This is a genomic window from Alkalibacillus sp. S2W, from assembly GCF_046764385.1.
Taxonomy (GTDB): Bacteria; Bacillota; Bacilli; order Bacillales; family Alkalibacillaceae; genus Alkalibacillus; species Alkalibacillus almallahensis.
The window spans coordinates 2224617-2245813 of record NZ_CP177234.1; the positions used below are offsets into that span (position 1 = coordinate 2224617).

General features: G+C 38.6%; 23 protein-coding genes. 1 reads left to right on the plus strand and 22 read right to left on the minus strand.

Annotated elements, in window-relative coordinates:
• Positions 1 to 14: 14 nt before the first annotated feature.
• The 16 genes from ACKXGF_RS11710 to ACKXGF_RS11785 all read right to left on the minus strand — a co-directional run bounded on the left by ACKXGF_RS11710 (position 15) and on the right by ACKXGF_RS11785 (position 14125).
• Positions 15 to 1178: a LegC family aminotransferase gene (locus ACKXGF_RS11710; protein ID WP_411953896.1), complete on the minus strand. Its 1164-nt coding sequence runs from the start codon at positions 1176 to 1178 to the stop codon at positions 15 to 17.
• Positions 1179 to 1189: 11 nt separating this feature from the next.
• Entirely contained in the window at positions 1190 to 2170 is a 981-nt protein-coding gene (locus ACKXGF_RS11715; RefSeq protein ID WP_411953897.1) for an NAD-dependent 4,6-dehydratase LegB, read from the minus strand.
• 14 nt (positions 2171 to 2184) lie between these two features.
• The gene (locus ACKXGF_RS11720; RefSeq protein ID WP_411953898.1) at positions 2185 to 4041 is read right to left on the minus strand and encodes a motility associated factor glycosyltransferase family protein; all 1857 of its coding nucleotides are present in this window, start codon (positions 4039 to 4041) and stop codon (positions 2185 to 2187) included.
• Positions 4042 to 4052: 11 nt separating this feature from the next.
• Positions 4053 to 4634, minus strand: a complete 582-nt coding sequence (locus ACKXGF_RS11725) for a hypothetical protein (protein WP_411953899.1) — start codon at positions 4632 to 4634, stop codon at positions 4053 to 4055.
• Positions 4635 to 6059 carry a sugar-transfer associated ATP-grasp domain-containing protein gene (locus ACKXGF_RS11730; protein ID WP_411953900.1) on the minus strand — a complete coding sequence of 475 codons (1425 nt, stop codon included), beginning with the start codon at positions 6057 to 6059 and terminating at the stop codon, positions 4635 to 4637.
• Between the two features lie 69 nt (positions 6060 to 6128).
• Positions 6129 to 7268 carry a flagellin gene (locus ACKXGF_RS11735; RefSeq protein WP_411953901.1) on the minus strand — a complete coding sequence of 380 codons (1140 nt, stop codon included), beginning with the start codon at positions 7266 to 7268 and terminating at the stop codon, positions 6129 to 6131.
• A 128-nt stretch (positions 7269 to 7396) separates the two neighbouring features.
• The gene (gene csrA, locus ACKXGF_RS11740; protein WP_306976297.1) at positions 7397 to 7624 is read right to left on the minus strand and encodes a carbon storage regulator CsrA; all 228 of its coding nucleotides are present in this window, start codon (positions 7622 to 7624) and stop codon (positions 7397 to 7399) included.
• Positions 7605 to 8054 (minus strand): flagellar assembly protein FliW, encoded by a 450-nt coding sequence (gene fliW / locus ACKXGF_RS11745; protein ID WP_411953902.1) that lies wholly within the window; start codon positions 8052 to 8054, stop codon positions 7605 to 7607. Before fliW ends, csrA begins: the two co-directional genes overlap by 20 nt.
• A 21-nt stretch (positions 8055 to 8075) precedes the next feature.
• The gene (locus ACKXGF_RS11750; RefSeq protein ID WP_411953903.1) at positions 8076 to 8669 is read right to left on the minus strand and encodes a DUF6470 family protein; all 594 of its coding nucleotides are present in this window, start codon (positions 8667 to 8669) and stop codon (positions 8076 to 8078) included.
• A 60-nt stretch (positions 8670 to 8729) separates the two neighbouring features.
• The gene (gene flgL / locus ACKXGF_RS11755; RefSeq protein ID WP_411953904.1) at positions 8730 to 9821 is read right to left on the minus strand and encodes a flagellar hook-associated protein FlgL; all 1092 of its coding nucleotides are present in this window, start codon (positions 9819 to 9821) and stop codon (positions 8730 to 8732) included.
• Between the two features lie 10 nt (positions 9822 to 9831).
• Positions 9832 to 11433: a flagellar hook-associated protein FlgK gene (flgK, locus tag ACKXGF_RS11760; RefSeq protein WP_411953905.1), complete on the minus strand. Its 1602-nt coding sequence runs from the start codon at positions 11431 to 11433 to the stop codon at positions 9832 to 9834.
• Between the two features lie 19 nt (positions 11434 to 11452).
• Positions 11453 to 11944 carry a flagellar protein FlgN gene (locus tag ACKXGF_RS11765; RefSeq protein ID WP_411953906.1) on the minus strand — a complete coding sequence of 164 codons (492 nt, stop codon included), beginning with the start codon at positions 11942 to 11944 and terminating at the stop codon, positions 11453 to 11455.
• Between the two features lie 12 nt (positions 11945 to 11956).
• The gene (flgM, locus tag ACKXGF_RS11770; RefSeq protein WP_306976306.1) at positions 11957 to 12211 is read right to left on the minus strand and encodes a flagellar biosynthesis anti-sigma factor FlgM; all 255 of its coding nucleotides are present in this window, start codon (positions 12209 to 12211) and stop codon (positions 11957 to 11959) included.
• 109 nt (positions 12212 to 12320) lie between these two features.
• Positions 12321 to 12749, minus strand: coding sequence for a TIGR03826 family flagellar region protein (locus ACKXGF_RS11775; protein WP_411953907.1), 429 nt, complete (start codon positions 12747 to 12749; stop codon positions 12321 to 12323).
• Positions 12750 to 12815: 66 nt separating this feature from the next.
• Positions 12816 to 13490 (minus strand): ComF family protein, encoded by a 675-nt coding sequence (locus ACKXGF_RS11780; RefSeq protein ID WP_411953908.1) that lies wholly within the window; start codon positions 13488 to 13490, stop codon positions 12816 to 12818.
• Entirely contained in the window at positions 13487 to 14125 is a 639-nt protein-coding gene (locus ACKXGF_RS11785) for a helicase-related protein (RefSeq protein ID WP_411953909.1), read from the minus strand. The genes ACKXGF_RS11780 and ACKXGF_RS11785 overlap by 4 nt, the downstream gene beginning before the upstream one ends.
• Before the next feature lie 275 nt (positions 14126 to 14400).
• Between ACKXGF_RS11785 and ACKXGF_RS11790 the strand changes: the two genes are divergently transcribed.
• The gene (locus ACKXGF_RS11790) at positions 14401 to 15471 is read left to right on the plus strand and encodes an IS30 family transposase (RefSeq protein WP_411953264.1); all 1071 of its coding nucleotides are present in this window, start codon (positions 14401 to 14403) and stop codon (positions 15469 to 15471) included.
• Between the two features lie 49 nt (positions 15472 to 15520).
• On the opposite strand, the gene ACKXGF_RS11795 is transcribed toward ACKXGF_RS11790, so the two are convergent.
• The 6 genes from ACKXGF_RS11795 to ACKXGF_RS11820 form a co-directional block, all read right to left on the minus strand.
• Positions 15521 to 15688 (minus strand): hypothetical protein, encoded by a 168-nt coding sequence (locus ACKXGF_RS11795; protein ID WP_411953910.1) that lies wholly within the window; start codon positions 15686 to 15688, stop codon positions 15521 to 15523.
• A 5-nt stretch (positions 15689 to 15693) separates the two neighbouring features.
• Positions 15694 to 17019, minus strand: coding sequence for a hypothetical protein (locus tag ACKXGF_RS11800; protein ID WP_411953911.1), 1326 nt, complete (start codon positions 17017 to 17019; stop codon positions 15694 to 15696).
• A 139-nt stretch (positions 17020 to 17158) separates the two neighbouring features.
• Complete coding sequence (locus tag ACKXGF_RS11805; RefSeq protein WP_411953912.1) at positions 17159 to 17650, minus strand: DEAD/DEAH box helicase family protein; 492 nt, start codon at positions 17648 to 17650, stop codon at positions 17159 to 17161.
• Positions 17651 to 18081: 431 nt separating this feature from the next.
• Positions 18082 to 19020: a nuclease-related domain-containing protein gene (locus ACKXGF_RS11810; protein ID WP_411953913.1), complete on the minus strand. Its 939-nt coding sequence runs from the start codon at positions 19018 to 19020 to the stop codon at positions 18082 to 18084.
• Positions 19021 to 19307: 287 nt separating this feature from the next.
• Positions 19308 to 20153: a DegV family protein gene (locus ACKXGF_RS11815; RefSeq protein WP_411953914.1), complete on the minus strand. Its 846-nt coding sequence runs from the start codon at positions 20151 to 20153 to the stop codon at positions 19308 to 19310.
• Between the two features lie 303 nt (positions 20154 to 20456).
• Positions 20457 to 21143: a response regulator gene (locus ACKXGF_RS11820; RefSeq protein WP_411953915.1), complete on the minus strand. Its 687-nt coding sequence runs from the start codon at positions 21141 to 21143 to the stop codon at positions 20457 to 20459.
• Positions 21144 to 21197 lie beyond the last annotated feature (54 nt).

Genomic DNA, 21197 nt, shown 5'->3' on the forward strand with positions numbered 1-21197 from the left:
ACGTCACCTCAACATTATTTCGCTACAAATTGTGTAATGACATCAACTACTTTATCTAATTGATCTGATGTTAAGTTGGTACTACATGGAATATTAACAATATTTCGTTGATACTTAAAAGCTTGTTCTATTTGGTATGTTTGTGCTTTTTGATAAGGTTTCTGCTCATGAATCAATGACCATACCGGACGGGTTTGCACACTGCGGTTATTCGCAAATTCGATAAAGTCTTCTCGATTCTCTTCACCAATCCATAACGGATAAAACCAATAATTTGGTCGTGTTTGGTCATTAAATGGGAGCAAATGAACATCAGGTAAATTATTTAATTTCTCAAGATACTTATTAAAGTTTTCTCGTTTCGTATGTATAAATTTCTCAATTTGTTCTAATTGCGCAAGGCCTAAAGCTGCTTGTACATTAGTCATCCGGTAATTATAACCCACTTCATCATGAGTATAGTAAAGTCCATCATTTTTAGCTTGTGTTGTTAGATATCGTGCACGCTCCAGTATTGATGATTGATCGGAAACAATCATGCCCCCACCGCCCGTGGTCATAATCTTATTACCATTAAATGAATAGACACCTATTGTTCCGATAGTTCCAGCAAAAGCACCTTTAAATCCTCCCGATGTATAATAAGTTCCTAAAGCCTCAGTCGCATCTTCTATGACAGATATGTTATAGTTATCCGCTATTTCCATGATGCTAGGCATATTGGACATATTCCCAAATATATGTACCACAACTATAGCTTTGATGGGACGACCTGTACGCATGTTATACACTTGACCAGACTCCATATAACACTCATTATCAAGAAAGCGTTGCAACTTCACCGCATCTAAACCAAACGTGTCGTCACAATCCATAAATATTGGGTGTGCATCGCAATATGATACAGGGTTGACTGCAGCGATAAAAGTCATTGTCGGTACAATCACTTCATCATTTTTTTCAACACCTAGAACCTCAAGTGCTGTATGCAATCCGGAAGTACCATTCTGAACAGCTACAGCCCCTTGTGTCCCTACGTAACCTGCTAACTCTCTTTCAAAATCGGAAATAAAAGTTCCAGCAGTCGATACCCACTCTTGCTGGATTGTTTCTTGTACATACTTCAGTTCGTTACCTTGTAAATTAGGCACAGATAACGGAATGATGTCACTGCTCATGCTGGAACCTCCTACAGATTATAAATGTCTGTTTTATAATAATCTAAATTTTGTCTGAAAAAGGCTATCGTTTCCGTTAATCCATCTGCCAATGAATATTGAGGTGACCAATTCGTCAGTTGCTTTATTTTATTATTTGACCCCAACAGACGATTCACTTCGCTTTTCTCAGGTCTAATCCGTTGTTCATCTGTCGTAATATGAGCATTTGAATTAATTTGACGGATTAACTCCTCTGCTAACGACTCGATTGATATTTCATGCTGTGTCGCAATATTAATTTCTTCGCCTATTGTTTTTTCGGATTGAGCAATTTCAAGAAATCCGCTGACGGTATCTTTTACAAAATTAAAGTCTCGCGTGGGACTTAAAGCACCTAAATGTATAGTTTCATAACCTGCTAAGAGTTGCGTGATAATTGTCGGAATAACCGCTCTAGCCGATTGACGTGGTCCGTAAGTGTTAAACGGTCGCACAATGGATATAGGCATATCAAAACTTCGATAAAATGACTCTGCTAATCGATCAGCCCCAATTTTAGTCGCAGAATAAGGAGATTGGCCTTGAAAGGGGTGTGATTCGTCAATCGGGACATACTGCGCAGTACCATAAACTTCGGATGTTGATGTCATTAAAACACGGTTCACGTCATAATCTCGTGCTGCTTGAAGCACGTTTAAGGACCCTTTAATATTCGTATCAACATACGTATCAGGTGAGTGATAACTAAACGGAATAGCAATGAGTGAAGCTAAATGATAAACTTCATCGACATCGTTCATCGCTTGTCTTACACCATTTGGGTCGCGAACATCACCTGTAAATACGTCGACCTCTTGCATGATGCTCTTCGGAATATGGTCTAGCCAGCCCCAAGAATTAAATGAATTATAATAGACGAAGGCTTTCACATCATAACAGTTTCGAACTAATTCTTCTACTAAATGACTACCAATAAATCCATCTGCACCTGTAACTAATACCTTTGTCACATTAACACCCCCTTTTAAGCTTTGTCTTCTACAGTATCTTCTAATGATCGTGCCACCTGATGATAAACGGGCGCTATTTTTTGTGTGACACTGAATATAAGTTGATAATAATTTGAAATTAAATCCACTATAGCTTGATAACGCGTTTGCAACTCTTTCTCTTTTATTGCTTTTATTAATTTTTGGTTGATTATGTCTAATTCCGTTCTGATAATTGGAAAGATTATTATTTTAGTAAACGTTTCTTTTTCTACGTCTTCTTTAGCCTTATTCAACTCATTTAAGTAACTTCTCATAGCTGATTCAGATACAATACTGGAACTATTTAATTCCTTTAACTTATAAAAAAGTGACTTTAATGACTCTTCATAAGATTTGAATATATTATATATTTTTTCAGAGTGATTATCTTTGTTAGATTCTACAAAGTTTTTATGATCCAAGAAAAAGGTCGTATCAATAGGAGATAAATCATTTATAATATCACTTAAATAACGAAATTCTGTACCATTAATATGAGCACCATCGATAGTCGTGTTGTAAAATTTAATTTCTTTAGGTTGTTTTAAAAGGTTTATTTGGTGTTCTAAACCATGCCTCATTCTATTAAACCCATCAGTTGTAACCACAGTTTCCCCTTGAGTACCAACTACTTCAAACGTTTCCTTCTTTTTGTCATCTGTTAAGTCTAAATTCTTCTTACGATGGTCAATCCCCGAAGCGTAATGAATATCCTGTCGGTAACCTAAGTTCTGACCGACGAAAATAATAGGAGAAACATTCAATTGACCTAATGCCTGTAGAGTAATGACAGCTATAGAGGGTGCGTCATGTACAAATCCATATTCTTGTGGTTTAACACTCTTAAAATAAGGAGTAATTGTGTCTTGAGATGTCAGTATGTGAAACTTGGGGCCGCGATAGTTTTCTAATGTTTCAAACCCTACACTCGTCCCATAAATTAAAGGAATTGATAGATCATAATCTCTTTCAATCACTTTGGTAAATACACTGGCATTAACCTGAGTTGGATCATATGTAAAGGCCGCATCAGGTTCAATTCCATGCTCAATTAAAGCATTAATCGACGACCCCACTGAAAATATGTAGGCTAAATTTTGTTCTTTAACATATTTCAAATGATCGATTTCTTCATTCAATGAAGGTCCTGCTGAAACAATAATAGCTGGTTTGTTTTGAAAATGTGTTTTATTCGTGTGATCGAGTAAATTAGGCGTTGATATTGTTTCAGATAAGTTTTTCAAACTATTTAAAGTCCATCTACCCTTAAATCGGAAGTTGGTTAACGTATTAATACGCTTCCCATGAATGTTAGCTTTAAACTGCTCAAGAAATCGTTGATATTGCGCTTCGAATATCCGTTGATAACTTGGTAATACAATAATCGTTACTTTATTCAATAAAGCTTGTGAGTATTGATTAAAAAAACGCGTGCTACTTTTGCTATCTACCTCGACAAATAAACTACTATCTTTTAAAACGTTCTCGAGTGGCCGATTCTCAGCTAAGTTTAAAAACACATCAATAGAAGGTTCATAAACTGTCACATCATGGTCAGGGTATCTATTGCGAAAAACCTCGACATGATAACCTAACCCTAGACCATAGAAAAACACCTTTTCACTAGAGTCGATCTGGCTTTGGTAGCGATCAATAATTGATTGCGCTTCTTTAATTGGATCATATTTACTGTGAATAAAATTATTTTTCTCATGTTGCTTAATATTTAAAGTTAGTTCACCCGATTTAGATTCCATTCGTTCAATTGAATATTTTGGAGCAATATTTTTTAACTGCTCTCTTAGGTTCGGATAATGTTCCCTTAAATAATTAATGTTATCAACAAACATTGTCACACATCCTATTCGCTCATTGCTTTCAGGTAGTCTTCAATACCTTCTAATATCGGCATCACTTCATACTGTAATAAGTCTGCAAATAACACAGGGTCTTTCTGTTCAAATGATTCGACAATTTCCTGTAAAAAAGGCTTTAATTGCAGTGCGTATTGCACAATTGCATCCCATTCAGTTGGCTTTTGAGGGATAGAGTCAATGGTAATAACTGATTGGACAATCCAATCCATCGCTTCAATAAATTGAACCGTTTTATTTGAACCTATGTCTTCACTGCCATCGTACAATTGCTCTGTGAATTCTTCAATTGCAGGCAAAGCTTGTTTTAAATATTCTTGAATTGTATCGATCGTATTGTGGATGAATTGTTCCATAGTTAGTACTACAGCTTCAACAGTTTCAATTCGGTCCATATTTTCATTAAAAAATTTAGCATGGTTCTCAAATACTTCTATACCATCAACAATGAAGTGGCTAAAATAAAGATGTTGGTCTTGGATGTAGCTATCGATTTTAGATTCCATCTCAGCAAGTGCTGAAGAATCATTATTTAATTTAAATATTTGATCATTAACTATAAGTTTCATTTAATCATCCTTAACTGAAGTTGAGTTGTTTTTCTTATTTTTAATCTTTTGTGCTGCATGTTCTAATACTTCCTCAGTCAATTCGCCAAATAAAGATTGCTCATTTGCTAATTGATATTTCCAAACTGGTCCTCTAAAATTCATCTCAATAAAAATTGGTTCACCCTCTGTATCAATTGCTATATCCCATGATACATAATTATGATGTAATATTCGATCATGTAGTTGTTTTACAAATGCAACACACTTATCAAAGTTAGGGACTTTATCTAAATTTGAGAAATCATACCCTGTCGTGGGATGCGTATATATTACTTGCCCTTTATGGCCTATTCCAAAAGATTTAAAATAACCTTCAGGTGATACTCCAACACAAATACCACCTTCTCCCCCATTATCTTTAGCCGATCCATCAGAGCCAAAACGAGCATAGGTAAGTAAATAATGAATTCTATCACCCCACCGTAGGGTAACCATGCGTAATGTATTAACTGAATCTTGATGAGGTGCGGCCATAACATTATGCTGTTTAATAACCTTTTGAACAATAAAATCTTTACCCCAATGTTCTTCAAGATAATTTATATCAGCTAAGTGATCATTATGGTAAAAGTCGTTGTCAATGTATTTTAACTTATCAACTGAATACCCATCGTTAGCATAACTTTTTTTGGCGATGACATCCTCTTTAGTTAAATGATATAGTTCAAGAGCTTTTTTACGAGAAATTGTATTACTATCACCGTCAAAGTACTGTCCATTCACTCTTTTTAAAACATTCTCAGGGTGGTGTTCGCTTGTGATTAATAAATCGTATACATTTTTATCCGAATAAAAACCGTTAAAATAAATAGGTGTTAATTCTGGTAATACAAGCTCATTAAATTCATATTGATGAATTAATCGTTCATTAGTTTCACCATACACTTGAGCATAGGCAATATGTAAGGATGGATCTATATTTTTATGAAAGTATTTCCTCCAATATTTTTGCACTGCTTTAATGTCTACGTTTTCTTTTATATTATGATAGTATCCTAATTCATTAAAATACTCAAAGTACTTGGAAAAAGTATTCACTTTATATTTTATGTAGAGATCTTTATAATCAACAAACTGTATTAAATCAGTGAATTGAATATATAATTGATTAATTAGTTTTGGTGCTACAGACCAATTCTGATTTTCTATTATGTTTAATATTTCACTGTCCTTTTTTTCGACAACAGCCATCTTTTGGGCAAATGGTGTTTCAGGTTTATTTATGTTAGAATTTGATTTTTTAAATGATTGAATCCCTCTATGTACTGAGTGATAATACTTCTCTATTTCATCATAATATGCCTTGTTTAAATCGTTATATATATTTTTGAGTAAAACAATAGATTGTTCAATTATATCTTTTTCTAATGCATTCTTTCCCATAATTCTATCCCCTATATTTTAGTTAAAAGGACTCCAGAATATCTGGAGTCCTTTTCATTAAAAATTGAATTAGCCAAGAAGTTGTAGTACTGACTGTGGCTGTTGGTTCGCTTGAGCTAACATTGATTGTGCAGCCTGTGATTTGACACTTGCTTGCGTCTGTTCCATCATTTGTGCTGCCATATCAGCATCACGAATACGAGATTCTGCAGCTGATAGGTTTTCTGATGAGTTGTCTAGATTTGAAATAGTATGATCTAGACGGTTCTGAACTGCACCTAGCTCTGAACGTTGTGAGGAAACTGATTCAATGGCACTATCAATAGCATTAATAGCTGTATTAGCATCCTCTTGATTATTGATATCTAAACCACGGCTTGCAGTTGCATCACCGTCCTCACCAAATTCTACAGTTCCATGGGTCATGTCCTCTGAGAAACTTAGTTCTGAAGTTGTGTCTACATCTGTTCCACTACCTAAACTATCAGCTGTTACACCTGAGTTAGTCAATCCATTGAAAGTAGTTCCATCATCATCACTCACAGCAACTAGTTCACCATCACTATTTGCTAGTCCATGTGTTGCATCATAACCTCCGCCACTTAAAGAAGCGTCCAGCGATACAACCTCCATTTTTTCACCATCTAAATCAGCAGCAGCTAATGTTCCGCCAGAAGTAATAGTGTCAGTACCTTCATAACCGGCACCAATACTATCGGCACCCATATCGTCAATTGATAAATTAATATTTTGATCCGAGTTAGCTCCAATTTGGAAAGTCTTTTCCGTAAAATCACCATTCAATAAGTTCTGCGTGTTGAATTCTGTATTATCAGAAATACGATTTAACTCTTCAGATAATTGGTCCATTTCATTCTGTAATTCTTCGCGGTCAGCATCAACGTTCGTATCGTTCGCAGATTGTACTGAGATCTCACGCATACGCTGTAGGATACTATGTGATTCGTCTAGGGCACCTTCAGCTGTTTGAATCATAGAGATACCGTCTTGTGCGTTACGGCTTGCTTGATCTAGACCATTGATTTGGCCACGCATTTTCTCAGAAATTGCTAGACCTGCTGCGTCATCGCTTGCTTTGTTAATGCGAAGACCTGACGATAGTTTCTCCATTGCTGATTGTTGTTGGTCTTGGTTGATTCCCATTTGGCGGTGAGTATTCATCGCCGTAATATTAGTATTAATAATCATTTCTAAATTCCTCCCTGAATGTTTGTATAGGCCACGTCCTTGTGGCGATTTAAGTTAACAGTCTGTTTGTCGGCCGACGTTTGACTGATGTCCTTATGTCTATAATATCGACAATGGATGTCCATTCTTTAGTCTTTTTGTTGATTTTTTAATAAATTTATTGAATCGGTTGTGAGCTGACTTGCAAGTTGGTTTTCTTGCAAGATTTGTTGGTAGATTTCTTGGCGATGAATGTCGACGTGTTTGGGAGCATCGATGCCGAGTTTAATTTGATCGCCTTCTACGCTTACGACTTTGATGGAAATGTCGTCGTTAATTTGGATGGCTTCGCCTTCTTTACGTGTTAGCACGAGCATGATGCTCTCCTCCTTTGATGGGATGTTTGGTGTGATAGTCGGTTCCAACGAGTGAAATTTGTTTGGCTTGATTATTATTTAGGTTGATAACGACTGGGGCGCTTAAGTTCATCGTTGATTGATCGAATGGTTCTTGAACGGTAACGATTGCCCAGACCACGACATCTTCACCCTTTTCGATCTTTAAGTTCTCAACCGTTGCGTCATCAAGTTCAAATTCGTAATTCGGATAAATCAAAAATGGATTCGTTAAAACGAAAGCCAGTTCAGTTGTTTTGGTCGATTGCATGATTTTAAAGGCTGGATTTCCTTCTAAATCGAGTAATGCGAACTCAGTTTCCGTTTGAAAGCCCGGTATACCGTTTTCAAATGTGATCAGTTGTTCATCTTTGACGTTGATTTCGCCAAAATAAACGGATTCAATTTTCATGCGTGATTCTCCTTTGGTTCCTTAGATTTTATAATCGTATTGGCTTTGCCGCCAGCTTTCCATGTCCACGTTAATATCAAAGTGTGGTTCTTGAGCTAGACTTGTATTCACGTCACCATGTTGATAATTAAATTGTGGTTTGTTTGGTGTTGCGTTAATCACGGGTTCATTTGGTGTTGCTTCAATATTTACTTCTGCTGGTTGATAATTAATATCGACTGCAAAGTGGGATGACGGAATCCAGCCGATATTAAAGTTTTGGCGAGGATTCGGGATATTGCGTTCAGCGATTTTTGGGATCGCGTCCGTGCCATTTTCAATCTTCATCATCTCGTCGCCTTCACGAGCACGGCGAGCAATCCCTTCTTGGACTGTCTGTTGGCCTTCTTGAGCATTCTGGCGTGCCGCTTCCCCAACACTAATAATACCCATATCACGCCATGCTTCCGTTTGGTCGATTGTGAGTTTTGAAGGCGTCGTCTCAATATTGAGGTCTGCCTTAGGTTGTGAAATTTGGAGATCGGCTTTTTGTTGCGTGATATCAAGTTGAGCATCTTGTGTATCGATTCCGATTTGGCCACGCTGAATAGTATAAGATATTGGAGGTAATTGCATGATTAACACCTCGTTTCTATGTAGAAAAAGCTATCTGCCGGGAACAGATAGCTACTGTGATTATCGTAAAAAGTCCATTAACGTTGGTTGGATAATGCGTGAACCTGCACTTAATGAAGCGCGGTGAACGTTTTCCTGCATGCGCAAGTTTGTAATAACTTCCGTTAAATCTGCATCTTCGTTTTGCGACATCAGATCCGTTGTCGTCACTTCTTGTTGGGACAGACGCGTTTCGATTAATTCCGCTCGGTTCATGCGAGCACCAAGGTCAGCTCGTTCATTAACAAGATCTTGGGAGAACTGATCCAAAGTTGTAAGGTGTTCATCGAAATCGTCACCATTAAGTGGTGGATCGTCTTGAGTTAATTTGTTAACGATGTTATTTAATTCGTCGAACATGTCGGCTGAAAATGTGTTGGATGGATTCGTATTCGCTTTAAGATCAACGCCATCTGATACTTCGATGTTTACGGCATTGTTATTTGGCGCAGGCATATTATTATTCATGTAATCTTCTGCCTCAGCGACCGTCGTGATATCAAGATTATCATGATTCATCATTTGATTGACACTGCGCTCTATATTAGGATCATCAATATTTAAATCAGCTAAATCGCCATTTTGACCATCAATCTCATTTAACACATCATCCGAGTTGTTAATCACAGGTACGAGATCTCCATTAGCGTTGTGTGCCTCGACGAAGCCATCTTCGTTAAAGCGTGCATTATCGGTATTCGTACCGTTAAAAATGTACTTATTATTCACTTGTGTATTCGCAATATCACGCAGGTGATTTTTGATTTCTTCAACTTCACTCGCCATATTACCGCGTTGGTTTTCTTCGTACGTATCGTTACTTGCCTGAATCACGAGTTCACGAACACGGGTTAGAGCTTGTCCCGCTTCATTCATCGCTTCGTCCGAAGAATCCATCCACGTGTTTACTTCAGACATATTCCGTTCAAACTGTTCGACTTTCGACAACTCCGAACGGTAATCCACGCCTTTCATCGCAACGACAGGGTCATCGGATGGGCGGTTGATTTTCTTGCCGGTCGACAGTTGTTCCATATACTTTTGCATTTCGGAGTTGTTTTTCTGGATGTTATTCATCATATTTTGACTAAGCATACTTTGTGTGACGCGCATTACGATTCACCTACCTTCCGACGATTCCCATTTGGTTAATGATACGATCAAGTGTTTCGTCTACGACTGTCATGCTTCGTGCTGCCGCGTTATAAGCGTGTTGGTATTGGATCATGTTCGACATTTCTTCATCTAATGAAACCCCGCTTACTGATTCACGATTTTGGTCGACTGATTCGCGTAAACTTCCGGTATTTTCAGCCATCCGATTTGCTTCTTGTGCTTTAACACCTAAGTCACCAATTTGTGCTTCATAGAAGGACTTAATTGTCTGGTCATCGCCCATTGCCTCGTTACGCACATCGGATAAAGCAAGAGCATTATCACCATTACCTGCTTCATTTGGTTCACTAGAAGCTGCAATTAAGTCTTCATTATCTTGAATCGCTCCAGCTACACCTATATTGGCTGCAGCTCCTTCCACATCATTCAATTCTGTGAAGAAGTTTTGACCGTTATTGTTTTGATTAAGCCCATAACCTTGTCGATGTTGAGCATTAAATTCAGTAGTAAAAGAATAAGCGAGCTGATCCATGCTATCGATCATGTCGACATAGTCACCTGAGTAAACAGGCTCACCATCAGCATCTGTGTTACCTGTGTAATAGCCATTCGACTCCATCATACCTTTTAAAGAACCAGATGATTCGAAATTTTGTGCTTCAATATCGGTATCACCGACAGATACTTGACTCACAATTGCATCATCAATCGAAACCGAGTTGTCATTCGGATCTGTTCCGCCAAACGTAAAACTTAATTCGTTAATTTCATTTTGTCCGTCTTCCCCGTTATGTTCTTGAGAAGTCAAAAGTTCAACAGGATCACCATTACTATCTGTCACTTGACTACCGTCTTCATTAAGTAACGTAATAGTAGCAGTTCCTTGAGCATTTGCTTGTGAATTCCCACCTGTATCTTCATAGTCGACTTCAACGTTGACGTATTCTGATAACTGATCAACAGCTAAATCGCGTTTGTCGTACAAATCATTCGGCAAATCACCGTTCGGTTCAACGCGTTCGATTTGACTATTTAAGTCTTGGATTTGCGTTAATAGATTATTAACTTGGTCCGCACCCGTGTTCATTTGGTTTTGTAATTCACCTTGAACATCTTTTAATTTGCCATCTATATATTGAAATGTTTCGGCCATTGCTTCACCACGTTGTACCATGACACGACGTGCACCACCGTCTTCTGGGTTCGTTGCGACGTCTTGAATCGATTGCCAGAATTGGTCCATTGTCTTCGCCAAACCTGAATCACTTGGCTCATTCATGATTTCTTCCATTCTTCCTAGTGCATCAGCTTTAGCCTCGTATTGGCCGGCTTGGTTATTTTCAGCACGATATTGGAAATCAAGGAATTGATCTCGTACACGCTGGATTTGCCCCGGTTCAACACCTGTTCCGAGTTGACCCGCAATTTCCGGGCGGTTTCGTCCTGGTGCTGGGAATGCGCTAGATTGTTCAAAGTTAACTCGTTGGCGTGAATAGCCTTCTGTATTGGCATTCGAGATATTATGGCTTGTCGTATGTAACGCGGATTGCTGGGTAGCTAATGCGCGCTGGGCAACTTCAAGCCCATGAAATGTCGATGTTGCTCCCATCGTTTATGCTCCTCTCAAACTAAGCCTTCGAATCAAAAATCGAGTGGTCAGTGGACTGATTCGATTGCTGCTGTTTATGGTAGTTCAAGTCCTTTTGATGCTTCGGCTGTAACATGTCTAATGTTAATTCAACATACTGTAACGACTGCTCCGTTAAATCACGATTCAGTTGTTCTTGTTGCTTTAGATCAGCTAATGTATAGACGAGCTTTTCGTAAATTGCTTCAAGGTGCGCCTTTTTCTCAGGATCGTCTACCGTTTGAATAAGGTTCGAAATCGTGCGTTCGTCGCTGATTCCTTTTTCTTGAAACCATGCTTCAGTTTCTTCAACTCGTTTCGTTTCGATCTGGTCTAGCGCTTGAGCATGCTTTCGTTCTTTGATTAACATTTGATTAAATGTTTCAAGATTGTTCTGTTTTAACTGTTCTGTTTTATCTTTGGACAGCTGAAGTAAGCTTTCGTTGAGTTGTTGAATTTTTTCAAGCTTTTCGATTATCGCATCAATTGACATGTGTTGCCTCCTTTAAGGCCGGAAGAATGAGGCCAATTTTTCAGCAGTTTTGTTTAAGTCAACGTCATAATTACCGTCCTGGACTTGCTGCTTGACGTTTTGCACGTGTTCATCGCGTGCTTTTTGAATATGATTATCTTGCATCGCTTTAGCGCGATTGGAAATTTCCACTTTATCTGACTGTGCATTCGGCTGTTTCGCCGGCTGTTGTTGGATTTGTTTTTGATAGGGATTTAAATGCGTTTGATTCGTTGGATTGACTTTCATCCTCTTTCACCCTTTCTAAACGAAACTGGCTATTATAGCGTTCAGCTCAGCTTGTAGTTAAAAACGAACCTTCCATCTAGTTATAATATCGGAAGGTTCGCACGGATGTTTAGTCTCGCCATTTATTTTCTTGTTGGACATTATAATAAACTTTCGCATCACGATTTTCTTGTTCTTGTTCAGCAATCGTTTTCGCTTCCGCTTCTTCTTTGAGGTCATTTTGTAAATCGCCAGCACAATCCAGGCATAAACGCCCTTCGTAAATTTGCGTGCCACAACGCTCACAGTCATAAGTTAAATTCGGAAATTCCCCTGGATGAATGCGGCGTTGAACTAGCCACTTTTGGATAAGGTGTTTATCAACCCCCGTTGCCTCTGCTACTTCATTCATCGTCGACATGCGATTCTTTTTTTTGCGCATAAATTCATAAACTTTTTGAAAATCCTCTTCTTCTTGTTTAAAACAATCTGCGCAAACATCCTGATTTTGTTTGACGAATAAATTTCCACAGCGTGGGCAATTGGCTAAATCTGCCATGATGTTTCTCCCCCTCGATTATGTATTATTTACTATTATAATGGTTAAGGTTTCGAAAACAAAGACTTAACTGCGAATTAATGTGAATGATTCGACAGATTTTGCACCGTGTTTGATGAGGAGATCGGCGGCTTGGCGTAGGGTTGTGCCTGTTGTATAAATATCGTCGATCAGGAGGATTTTATTCGGGGGATTTTGGGTGATGGTAAACGGATTAAGTGAAGTGATGCGCTCGTAGCGTGACTTTTTCGACTGTTTGGAGTTGTCTTGGCGGTCCAGGATATTCGTGTGATAGGGTTGATTTAATTTTTGTGCGATGGCTTCGGCCTGGTTGAACAGGCGTTGTTGTTGGCGCGAGGGATGAAGAGGGATTGGAATGATGGTCGGTTGGTCGCTGAAATGGGTTTTGTAAGTGGATTGGATTGCGGATTCGAACGCATGAATGATTTCGTAATCACCACGGTATTTAAAACGACTCATGATCGCTTTCATTTCTGGCGTGTAACGATATAACGAGATGTTTCGCTTTAAGGGATCTTTTGTGAAATGCTTTGACCATTTATAGCAATCAGGGCATTTTTTTGCGCCGTGGGTCGGTTTCATACAAATAGGACAGGTCGGGCCTGATATTAGTGGAAGTAATTGCTCACAGTCGTCGCAAATCAGGCGAGATTTTGTGACAAGGAGAGTCGCCCACGTTGTGTCAGATTCGGTTGAGTTTTGGCAAATATAGCAGTTCATGACGATCGACCTTTCGCTTCAAGATTTTTGCGGATCGCGTAAGTAGTCGCTCGATTGATAGCTTCAGTGGTTTGTTCATAGAAAAATGTCACGTCACCTGTCGGGTCTTGAGCGCTCCTGCCTGCACGGCCAGCAATTTGAATAAGCGCCGCTTCATCGAATACGTGATGGTCGGCTTGAATAACGGCCACATCAATCGAGGGAAATGTCACACCCCGCTCGAGAATGGTTGTGGTGATTAGGGCTGAAATCGATTGGGTGCGAAATTGTTGAATGAGATGATGACGTTCTGGGCTTTCAGCGTGAACGTATGGGAGATCGAGTTTTGTTGCGAGCTGTTCGGCGAGGCTGATAGTTGGGACGAACAAGAGGAAACGGCGATTGGCTTGTTGTTTGGAATTGATCCATTGTGTGATTTTTGGATGTAGTTGTTCGATTTCGAGTTGTTTGGCGAGACGGAAAAGCATTTGTTTGGATGGGATTGGTAAAGGATGTCCGTGATAACGCGCTGGAATCGAGACGGTCGGCAGTTGATTGGTGTTGATTAGCCATTTTTGTTTGAATCGCGGAGTGGCGGTGAGATAAATCTTCGCGCTATCTACTTTGGTCGCACGCCGGACGGCTTTTGGGAGCATTTTGTCATGGTGGTACGGGAAAGCGTCAATTTTATATATCGTTTTTATGTTAGATAAAAAAATAGAATGTTGATGTATAGAGGTTATACAGAATTAACTCCAACTTCATAGAGTCCTTTGTTTCAAAAAAGTTTAATTTCATTAAATAATTGTTATATTTGAAAAAATAGGGTGGATTTTATAATGAACTTAGCCACTTAAGTCATAAAAAACGCCATGTGAATTTCATGTTATATTGAAGTTAACCACAACACTCAATAAAGGAATGAAATCACATGACGCCATTTAATGATAACATGCCCCGCACTAAGGGCAAACACTTAAGCGCGGATGAACGGTCAAAAATCCAAGTGTTAAAGCAGGAAGGCTATTCTCACCGTCAAATCGCCAAAGTATTAGGCTGTGCGCCGCAAACAATCAATAATGAGATTAAACGGGGTTCGGTGACGCAAGCAAGAGAACAGAAACAAAATGGCAAAACATACCGCTATACGCATCCCGTTTATTTCCCAGATGTCGGCCAACGTCAGTACGAAGAAAATCGGTTAAACTGCGGGCGTATACCGAAATGGGTTGGTATCCCTACATTCATAGAATGGGCGGATACCAAGATGCTTCAGGACGGATGGTCTCCAGACGCTGTCGTCGGTTATTTGAAAGTCCATTTTCCGTATGCCCAAGCCTTACTACCGTGCACTACCACACTCTATCATTGGATCAACATCGGCATTATGCGGACGAAGAATATTGACCTGCTTGAGAAAGTCAGTCGCGCACCTAGAAAGACCGGGCGGCACGGTAAAGAAAATAAGCGCAAGTTAGGTACTTCCATTGAAGAGCGGCCGAAACATATTGAAGACAGAGCAGAGTTCGGACACTGGGAAATTGATACGGTACTGGGCGTTAAAGGTGAAGATGATGAGGTATTACTCACCTTGGCCGAGCGTAAAACACGGTTTGAATGCGTTATTAAAGTCGACCGAAAGGATGCATCATCGATTTCAAAAGCCGTTCAGTCACTGGCCGAGCGAACCGGCACAGACATGCGCGCCATGTTTAAAACCATCACGTCAGATAACGGGTCGGAGTTCAGCACGTTAGAAACGGATTTAAAAGAAACGACCCAAGTCTATTTTAGTCATCCCTATGCATCTTATGAACGCGGCACCAGCGAAAATCAGCACAAATTGATTCGACGGTTTATACCGAAAAGTCACCCCATCAGTCAAGTGAGTCAGCAACAAACCTTACGCGTACAAACGTGGATGAATACCTATCCGCGGAAACAGCTCAATTATCGCACGCCACAGGAAGCACTCATGACAGAGGTCAAGGCAATAGCTTAGATAGTTGTGACATTTCGCTCCCCCCTAGGGGGGAGAGCGTCAACTCTCTTCATCTATTCACAATCTCCCCATAGCAGGGGCTGGCCCAGTGGCTAACTTGTACTTGAAATTTAGGACTTTCTTTATCTCTAAATTTTTCACTTATAGTTTGATAAGAATAACCAATTTTTATAAGTGCATCTTCTATTGTCATCTCTTTAATTTCTTTTTTATTCAAGACACTTACACCTCTTTCCAATCAAAATTATTCATATCAATTGTTGCATTTACCTTGTGAGATTCCTTTAAAGCAGATTCCATTTCATTCAATACTTCTTGTGTAAATTTTAAGGCTTTCTTTTCTTCAACGTATTTAATTATTGTGCTTGGGTTCTTATCTCCTCTAGCTGTAAATACAGCGACAATATCTGCACCCTTTTCCAACAAGATATTTGTGAAAATCCCTCTCCCAATATGAGTACTCCATTGATGTTCGTTTAGAAAATTAAAATCTTTATGCTGTTCAAAGGAGAGTTGCTTCATAAAAATGTCTTTTATTTTCATAAAGCGTCTATAATATTGAAGTCCGTTTATTGGTTTTCCACTATTATAGTCAACAAAAATTGCACTTCTATTTTTTATTTTTTTATTTTCTTCCATTAACTTTAATTGCTTTTTGTGTCTAGCGAAGACATTATTTACTATTTGAAAAGGCATTACACTTTGTTTCCTTACTGTTTTGACTTGCTCATGTGTATAGTTAGATTTTTTCGGGAAGAGTAATTTTTGATTATCTTGAATATGCAAAATATAAGATTTGTTTTTTTGAATATCTTCATAAAAATTTGGAAATATAAAGTCATTTCTTGTGAGATTAACTACTTCCCCTCGTCTCAATCCTCCAAAGAACTGAAAACAAACACCTAACGCTATTTCAGGGCATACAATTTCTGCAATTTGAATAAATTTAAATGCATGAGAAATCCTATTTTCTCCGAAATCAACTATTTTGTTTGGGATATGAACTAATTCTCTAGATGGATAGACTACATCTAATTCTAAGTCGTTAAATGGACTAACAGTGGTTTCGGAGTACAGATATTCATCAAGTTCTGGTATATTTATTATCTTTTGAGCTTGCAACCACAGATATATATCAATTAGTTCGCTTTCTTTTCGATTAAAGGTGTCTATATTTATTTCTTTTTTATTAACTTTTGATGTTTGAAATGTTATATACGATGCTCCATGGACGAGGTCTAAACCATATATTCCCTTTTCCTTTATAGGAAAAAAAAGTTCATCTCCCGTCATGACCCTTTCCAAACAATAGTTTAGAAAATTGACTAATGCATATGCTTTACTTCTTTGAGTATTAAGAGACTTCGATTTTCTATTTGCTCTTGGATGACGAGATTTAAATGTTTTAATATAGTTTGTTAAAGGTGAAGGAAATATAATATCACTCTGCTCCTTTTTAAATCCAATAGCATAGGCTTTATCTGAAAATTTTTGTCCATCTATATAAATAAATTTTTCAAATTCCTTCACTTTGTATTCCATTTCCATGAATACACCTCCCACTTATATAATCACAGCCAAAATTAAATTTTGTTGTAAAAAACAAAAAAAAATATAAATTACCTCCAATGTATTAACTAAGTTGGAGATAATTTATATTCTTAAACCCTATTTATATCAACGTTACCTAACCCATTACAAAAAGATAACTCTTTTCTCTTAAAAATGATATATACTCGACTTCATCAACGATCAAGACGTCGAAAGAGTGTTGGTAGCGTAATAGTTGGTGGGTCGTGGCGATTACGAGGTGGCTGTTAATGTCCTGTTCTGGGCTGCCACCGTAGAGAGCTGCTAAGTGAATCGTTGGGAAGTCACGTCTTAGTCTTGGTGCCAGTTCTTTGACGACATCAGAACGCGGTGTCGCGAGGCAGATACGTTTATGGTTTTGAATAGCGTGCGTAATACCTTCGTAAAGCATTTCTGTTTTACCAGCGCCACAGACCGCGTCGATTAATAATTGATCATTTTGTTGGATTGTGTTGACGAGTTGGGTGGATGCGCGTTGTTGGAGATGAGTTAGATTGCCTCGCCATTTGAGCGGATTTTTCGGGTAGTGACGTGTCGGCTTCGGGCCCGTCCATTGGTATAGTGGCTCGAGTGAACTGGTACGCCCCATTTGAATACATTGTTTACAATAGATGATGGGTTCTGGGTGGTGCGGAATTTTCCCGAAAAGAGATTGTTTTATATTGAAACACCTAAGGCATTTGTGGAGCGTGAATTTTGTCTGGATCGATGGGAGTTCGAGTATGTAGCCGTTTTTGATGAGGTAGTTTAAGCGTTGTTCGGAGATGTTTAATTCAGATTTGAGAAGTAATTTACCGGAAAATTTTCGTGCCATGTCTTCGATTAACGGGGGTACATGCATGATAGAGTTGAAACCTCCTTTGATTTGATTGTTAAATAATCTTAGGACTTTGTTAAACAATTAGTGGAGAATGTTAAACAATAAACTGAAATTGTTTAACATTCTATTCAGTTTGTAAAATAACTTCCGGAGATTGTTAGACAATGTTATAACATTGTCTAACAATCATGAAATGCAGATCACACGAGTATATAAGAGGCCCCTCGTTTTTCGCCAATCTGTTTGGCTGTTCTTTTGAGTAATCTGCGAGCAGTATGCGGAGGTATGGCTAAAAACTTGGCGACTAATTGGCAAGTCACATTGTCTCCAAAAATCAGTCGACACGCTCGTAAAGCAGGGATATGAGCTGATCGATCTTGGTGATGACAGGTTGGGCAAATCCAATTACTATAGGTTCGTTCCATAAATACATCGCCGCATCCTGTACACCGAACACCTGACTTAATATGCGCTAAAAGACCAGGATAATCATTTAATAGTTGGGACTGCCTATTTTCATGATGACTGACTATAAATTGGGCTAGATTTTCGAGATAGTCCTCCTGGTTATGTGCTTCAGCATGAGTCATTACTACCTCATCTATCCGTTGAAGCAATCTTTGGCTAATGATCATGTTGGGTTCATTTCCTTCAATTGTAGGGATGGCTTCATCATGGGTAAGGACAACTAGTGGTTGAATCGGAGGAACAGGATAAGGACTACTCTTAATCAAGGTGGTTAATTTATGACGTTGCATCTCAGCTTGTGCTATAGGATCGCGCCGTCGTACTGAGCGGTTACCAACTTTTTGTTCAAAAATCCCTGTCTGGGAATGGTAACGAAGCTCACCTTTATAGTGCTTCGTTTCTAAAATGAGGATACAATGCGGAAAGATTAAGAGATGGTCAATTTGGCACTTTGAGCGATGGGCTTGGAAATACAAACCATGCAAATGAAAAAATTCTGATTGAATTTGGTTAATATAATAATAGATGGATTGCTCCCCTTCATAACCCGCACTTTCAATCAGGTAACGTTCTTTTAATTCTTTAAAATAAGGACTAGAAGCATCAAGTCTTGGCATAATCACCTCCAGCAATTCTAAATCTGGTGATTTCTCTCGCAAAATGGTCGTCATCAAATGCTCTCCTTTTTAACTACCATTATAGTGCGACCGCAGGAGGTTGCATAGCCTACGAAAAAACACTAAGTAACAAGAATAATAGGTTATATATATCTTAAACAACATATTTAAATAAATTAGAAACGTTATCGATTTTTTCGCTCAATAAATTATTTTTTACAAACTAGCTAGATTGTTAAACAATCTCGTAGGATTGTTTAACAATCGATAAAAATGATCTCACAATCTTAAATCAATTAAAAAACAGCTGAGCGCGCTCAGCTGTTTCCATCTCGTCTATATTATTTAATTTTATACCATCCAAGTCCAATGCCGCCTTCACCTAAGTGCGTGCCGATAACAGGGCCAAAGTAACTTAATGAAAATTCAACATTCTGGAATTTCGCATCTAACTCTTCCATCCAATTTTGCGCCAATTCTTCACGTTCGGCATGAATTACAACAGCGCGTATCTGATCAAATTGTTCAGCATCTTCAGCGAGTAAATTTTCCATCCGTTTATACGCCTTTTTGCTTGTCCGAATTTTTTCAAACGGGACGATTTTCGTGTCTTCAAAGTGCAGGAGCGGCTTCACTTGCAGTAAACTACCAACCATGGCCTGAGCACCCGTCAATCGACCACCTCTCGCCAAATGGCTTAGATCGTCGACCATAAAATATGCGCTAGTACTGTCTTTCATCTCATATAATCGATCCATAATCGCATCGACAGCAGCACCGTCATGCACCATTTTCGCCGCTTCTAATGCGTAAAACCCTTGAACCATACAACTAATTTCCGAATCAAATGGATAAACTTCCAAACCATCGACCATATCTCCAGCTGACATGGCCGCTTGGTAAGTCCCGCTAATTCCACTCGATAAATGGACCGAAATCACCGCATCATAATCTTGAGCAATTTCCTCGAAAATCGATACAAAATCACCGACGGCGGGCTGACTCGTTTTCGGCAACTCTTTCGCTTCTCTTACTTTGTTGTAAAATCCGCTTGTCGTTATATCTATTAATTCGCGATAAGTTTCGTTTTCAAAAGTCACACTAAGCGGCACCATAAAAATATTCCATTTGTCACGTTCTTCTTGAGGTATGTATGCCGTACTATCAGTTAAAACTGCAATCTTCATGCCAACTACCTCCCTCTATCATCCATTCTACAACACTATCTTTCCATTTGCACCGAAAATTTGAATCAACATTCATTTTGATTTTAGATTTTGATCGAGATTGTTAAACAATGTCCTCACATTGTTTAACAATCCTCAGCCTATATTTAACATTCTAGTCCTTTTGTTAGACAATATCGATTGATTGTTTAACAATCGCACCACTTTATTTAACAATCCCCTCCAAATGTTTAACAATCTAAAAGTCGCATAACGCAAAAAACCCCTTACGCGCCGTAGCGTAAGGGGTTACATGACATCATATTATCTAACTTGTACCCAGCCTTGTTTAATTGCTGTTACAACTGCTTGAGTACGGTCGTTGACGTTCATTTTTTGTAAAATGTTTGAGACGTGGTTTTTGACTGTTTTCTCACTAATATATAAGTCTTCTGAAATTCCGCGGTTACTACGGCCATCGGTCATCAGTTGTAAGACTTCACATTCACGGCGAGTAAGTAAATGAAGAGGTTTACGGTATTCGATATACTCGAATGCGACATCTGAATTATCAGTCGGTTCACCTGATAATCGGCGATATTCACGTAATAAATTATTTGTCACTTTCGGGTGAATGTAAGATCCACCTTCGCTTACGATTTTAATCGCATTCACTAATTCTTCTGTATCCATTTCTTTTAACATATAACCTAATGCACCTGATTTAAGCGCGTGCGTCACATAAGACTCGTCGTCATGAATCGACAAAATAATCACTTTCAAATCATTAAATTGGTCAACCAATTGACGCGTCGCTTCGACACCATTGACTTCAGGCATATTAATATCCATTAACACAATATCTGGTTCGTGTTGTTTGATTGTATCAACGGCTTCTGATCCATCGCTAGCCTCAGCTACGACTTCGAAGCCTTCTTCAAATTCTAAGATTCGTTTAATTCCTTCACGGAAAAGTTTATGATCGTCAATTAAAACGATACGAGTTGACATGGTACTCCTCCTTCAACTGATACCTTTACTCAAGCCGTAAAATCTCCCTATAAA

What these genes read in the sequence shown, in the direction of transcription:
- ACKXGF_RS11710 (WP_411953896.1), bottom strand. Translation starts at nt 1,178, where the DNA reads ATGAGCAGTGACATCATTCCGTTATCTGTGCCTAATTTACAAGGTAAC.
- ACKXGF_RS11720 (WP_411953898.1), bottom strand. Translation starts at nt 4,041, where the DNA reads ATGTTTGTTGATAACATTAATTATTTAAGGGAACATTATCCGAACCTA.
- ACKXGF_RS11725 (WP_411953899.1), bottom strand. Translation starts at nt 4,634, where the DNA reads ATGAAACTTATAGTTAATGATCAAATATTTAAATTAAATAATGATTCT.
- ACKXGF_RS11730 (WP_411953900.1), bottom strand. Translation starts at nt 6,059, where the DNA reads ATGGGAAAGAATGCATTAGAAAAAGATATAATTGAACAATCTATTGTT.
- ACKXGF_RS11735 (WP_411953901.1), bottom strand. Translation starts at nt 7,268, where the DNA reads ATGATTATTAATACTAATATTACGGCGATGAATACTCACCGCCAAATG.
- csrA (WP_306976297.1), bottom strand. Translation starts at nt 7,624, where the DNA reads ATGCTCGTGCTAACACGTAAAGAAGGCGAAGCCATCCAAATTAACGAC.
- fliW (WP_411953902.1), bottom strand. Translation starts at nt 8,054, where the DNA reads ATGAAAATTGAATCCGTTTATTTTGGCGAAATCAACGTCAAAGATGAA.
- ACKXGF_RS11750 (WP_411953903.1), bottom strand. Translation starts at nt 8,669, where the DNA reads ATGCAATTACCTCCAATATCTTATACTATTCAGCGTGGCCAAATCGGA.
- flgL (WP_411953904.1), bottom strand. Translation starts at nt 9,821, where the DNA reads ATGCGCGTCACACAAAGTATGCTTAGTCAAAATATGATGAATAACATC.
- flgK (WP_411953905.1), bottom strand. Translation starts at nt 11,433, where the DNA reads ATGGGAGCAACATCGACATTTCATGGGCTTGAAGTTGCCCAGCGCGCA.
- ACKXGF_RS11765 (WP_411953906.1), bottom strand. Translation starts at nt 11,944, where the DNA reads ATGTCAATTGATGCGATAATCGAAAAGCTTGAAAAAATTCAACAACTC.
- flgM (WP_306976306.1), bottom strand. Translation starts at nt 12,211, where the DNA reads ATGAAAGTCAATCCAACGAATCAAACGCATTTAAATCCCTATCAAAAA.
- ACKXGF_RS11775 (WP_411953907.1), bottom strand. Translation starts at nt 12,749, where the DNA reads ATGGCAGATTTAGCCAATTGCCCACGCTGTGGAAATTTATTCGTCAAA.
- ACKXGF_RS11780 (WP_411953908.1), bottom strand. Translation starts at nt 13,490, where the DNA reads ATGAACTGCTATATTTGCCAAAACTCAACCGAATCTGACACAACGTGG.
- ACKXGF_RS11785 (WP_411953909.1), bottom strand. Translation starts at nt 14,125, where the DNA reads ATGCTCCCAAAAGCCGTCCGGCGTGCGACCAAAGTAGATAGCGCGAAG.
- ACKXGF_RS11790 (WP_411953264.1), top strand. Translation starts at nt 14,401, where the DNA reads ATGACGCCATTTAATGATAACATGCCCCGCACTAAGGGCAAACACTTA.
- ACKXGF_RS11800 (WP_411953911.1), bottom strand. Translation starts at nt 17,019, where the DNA reads ATGGAAATGGAATACAAAGTGAAGGAATTTGAAAAATTTATTTATATA.
- ACKXGF_RS11805 (WP_411953912.1), bottom strand. Translation starts at nt 17,650, where the DNA reads ATGGGGCGTACCAGTTCACTCGAGCCACTATACCAATGGACGGGCCCG.
- ACKXGF_RS11810 (WP_411953913.1), bottom strand. Translation starts at nt 19,020, where the DNA reads ATGACGACCATTTTGCGAGAGAAATCACCAGATTTAGAATTGCTGGAG.
- ACKXGF_RS11815 (WP_411953914.1), bottom strand. Translation starts at nt 20,153, where the DNA reads ATGAAGATTGCAGTTTTAACTGATAGTACGGCATACATACCTCAAGAA.
- ACKXGF_RS11820 (WP_411953915.1), bottom strand. Translation starts at nt 21,143, where the DNA reads ATGTCAACTCGTATCGTTTTAATTGACGATCATAAACTTTTCCGTGAA.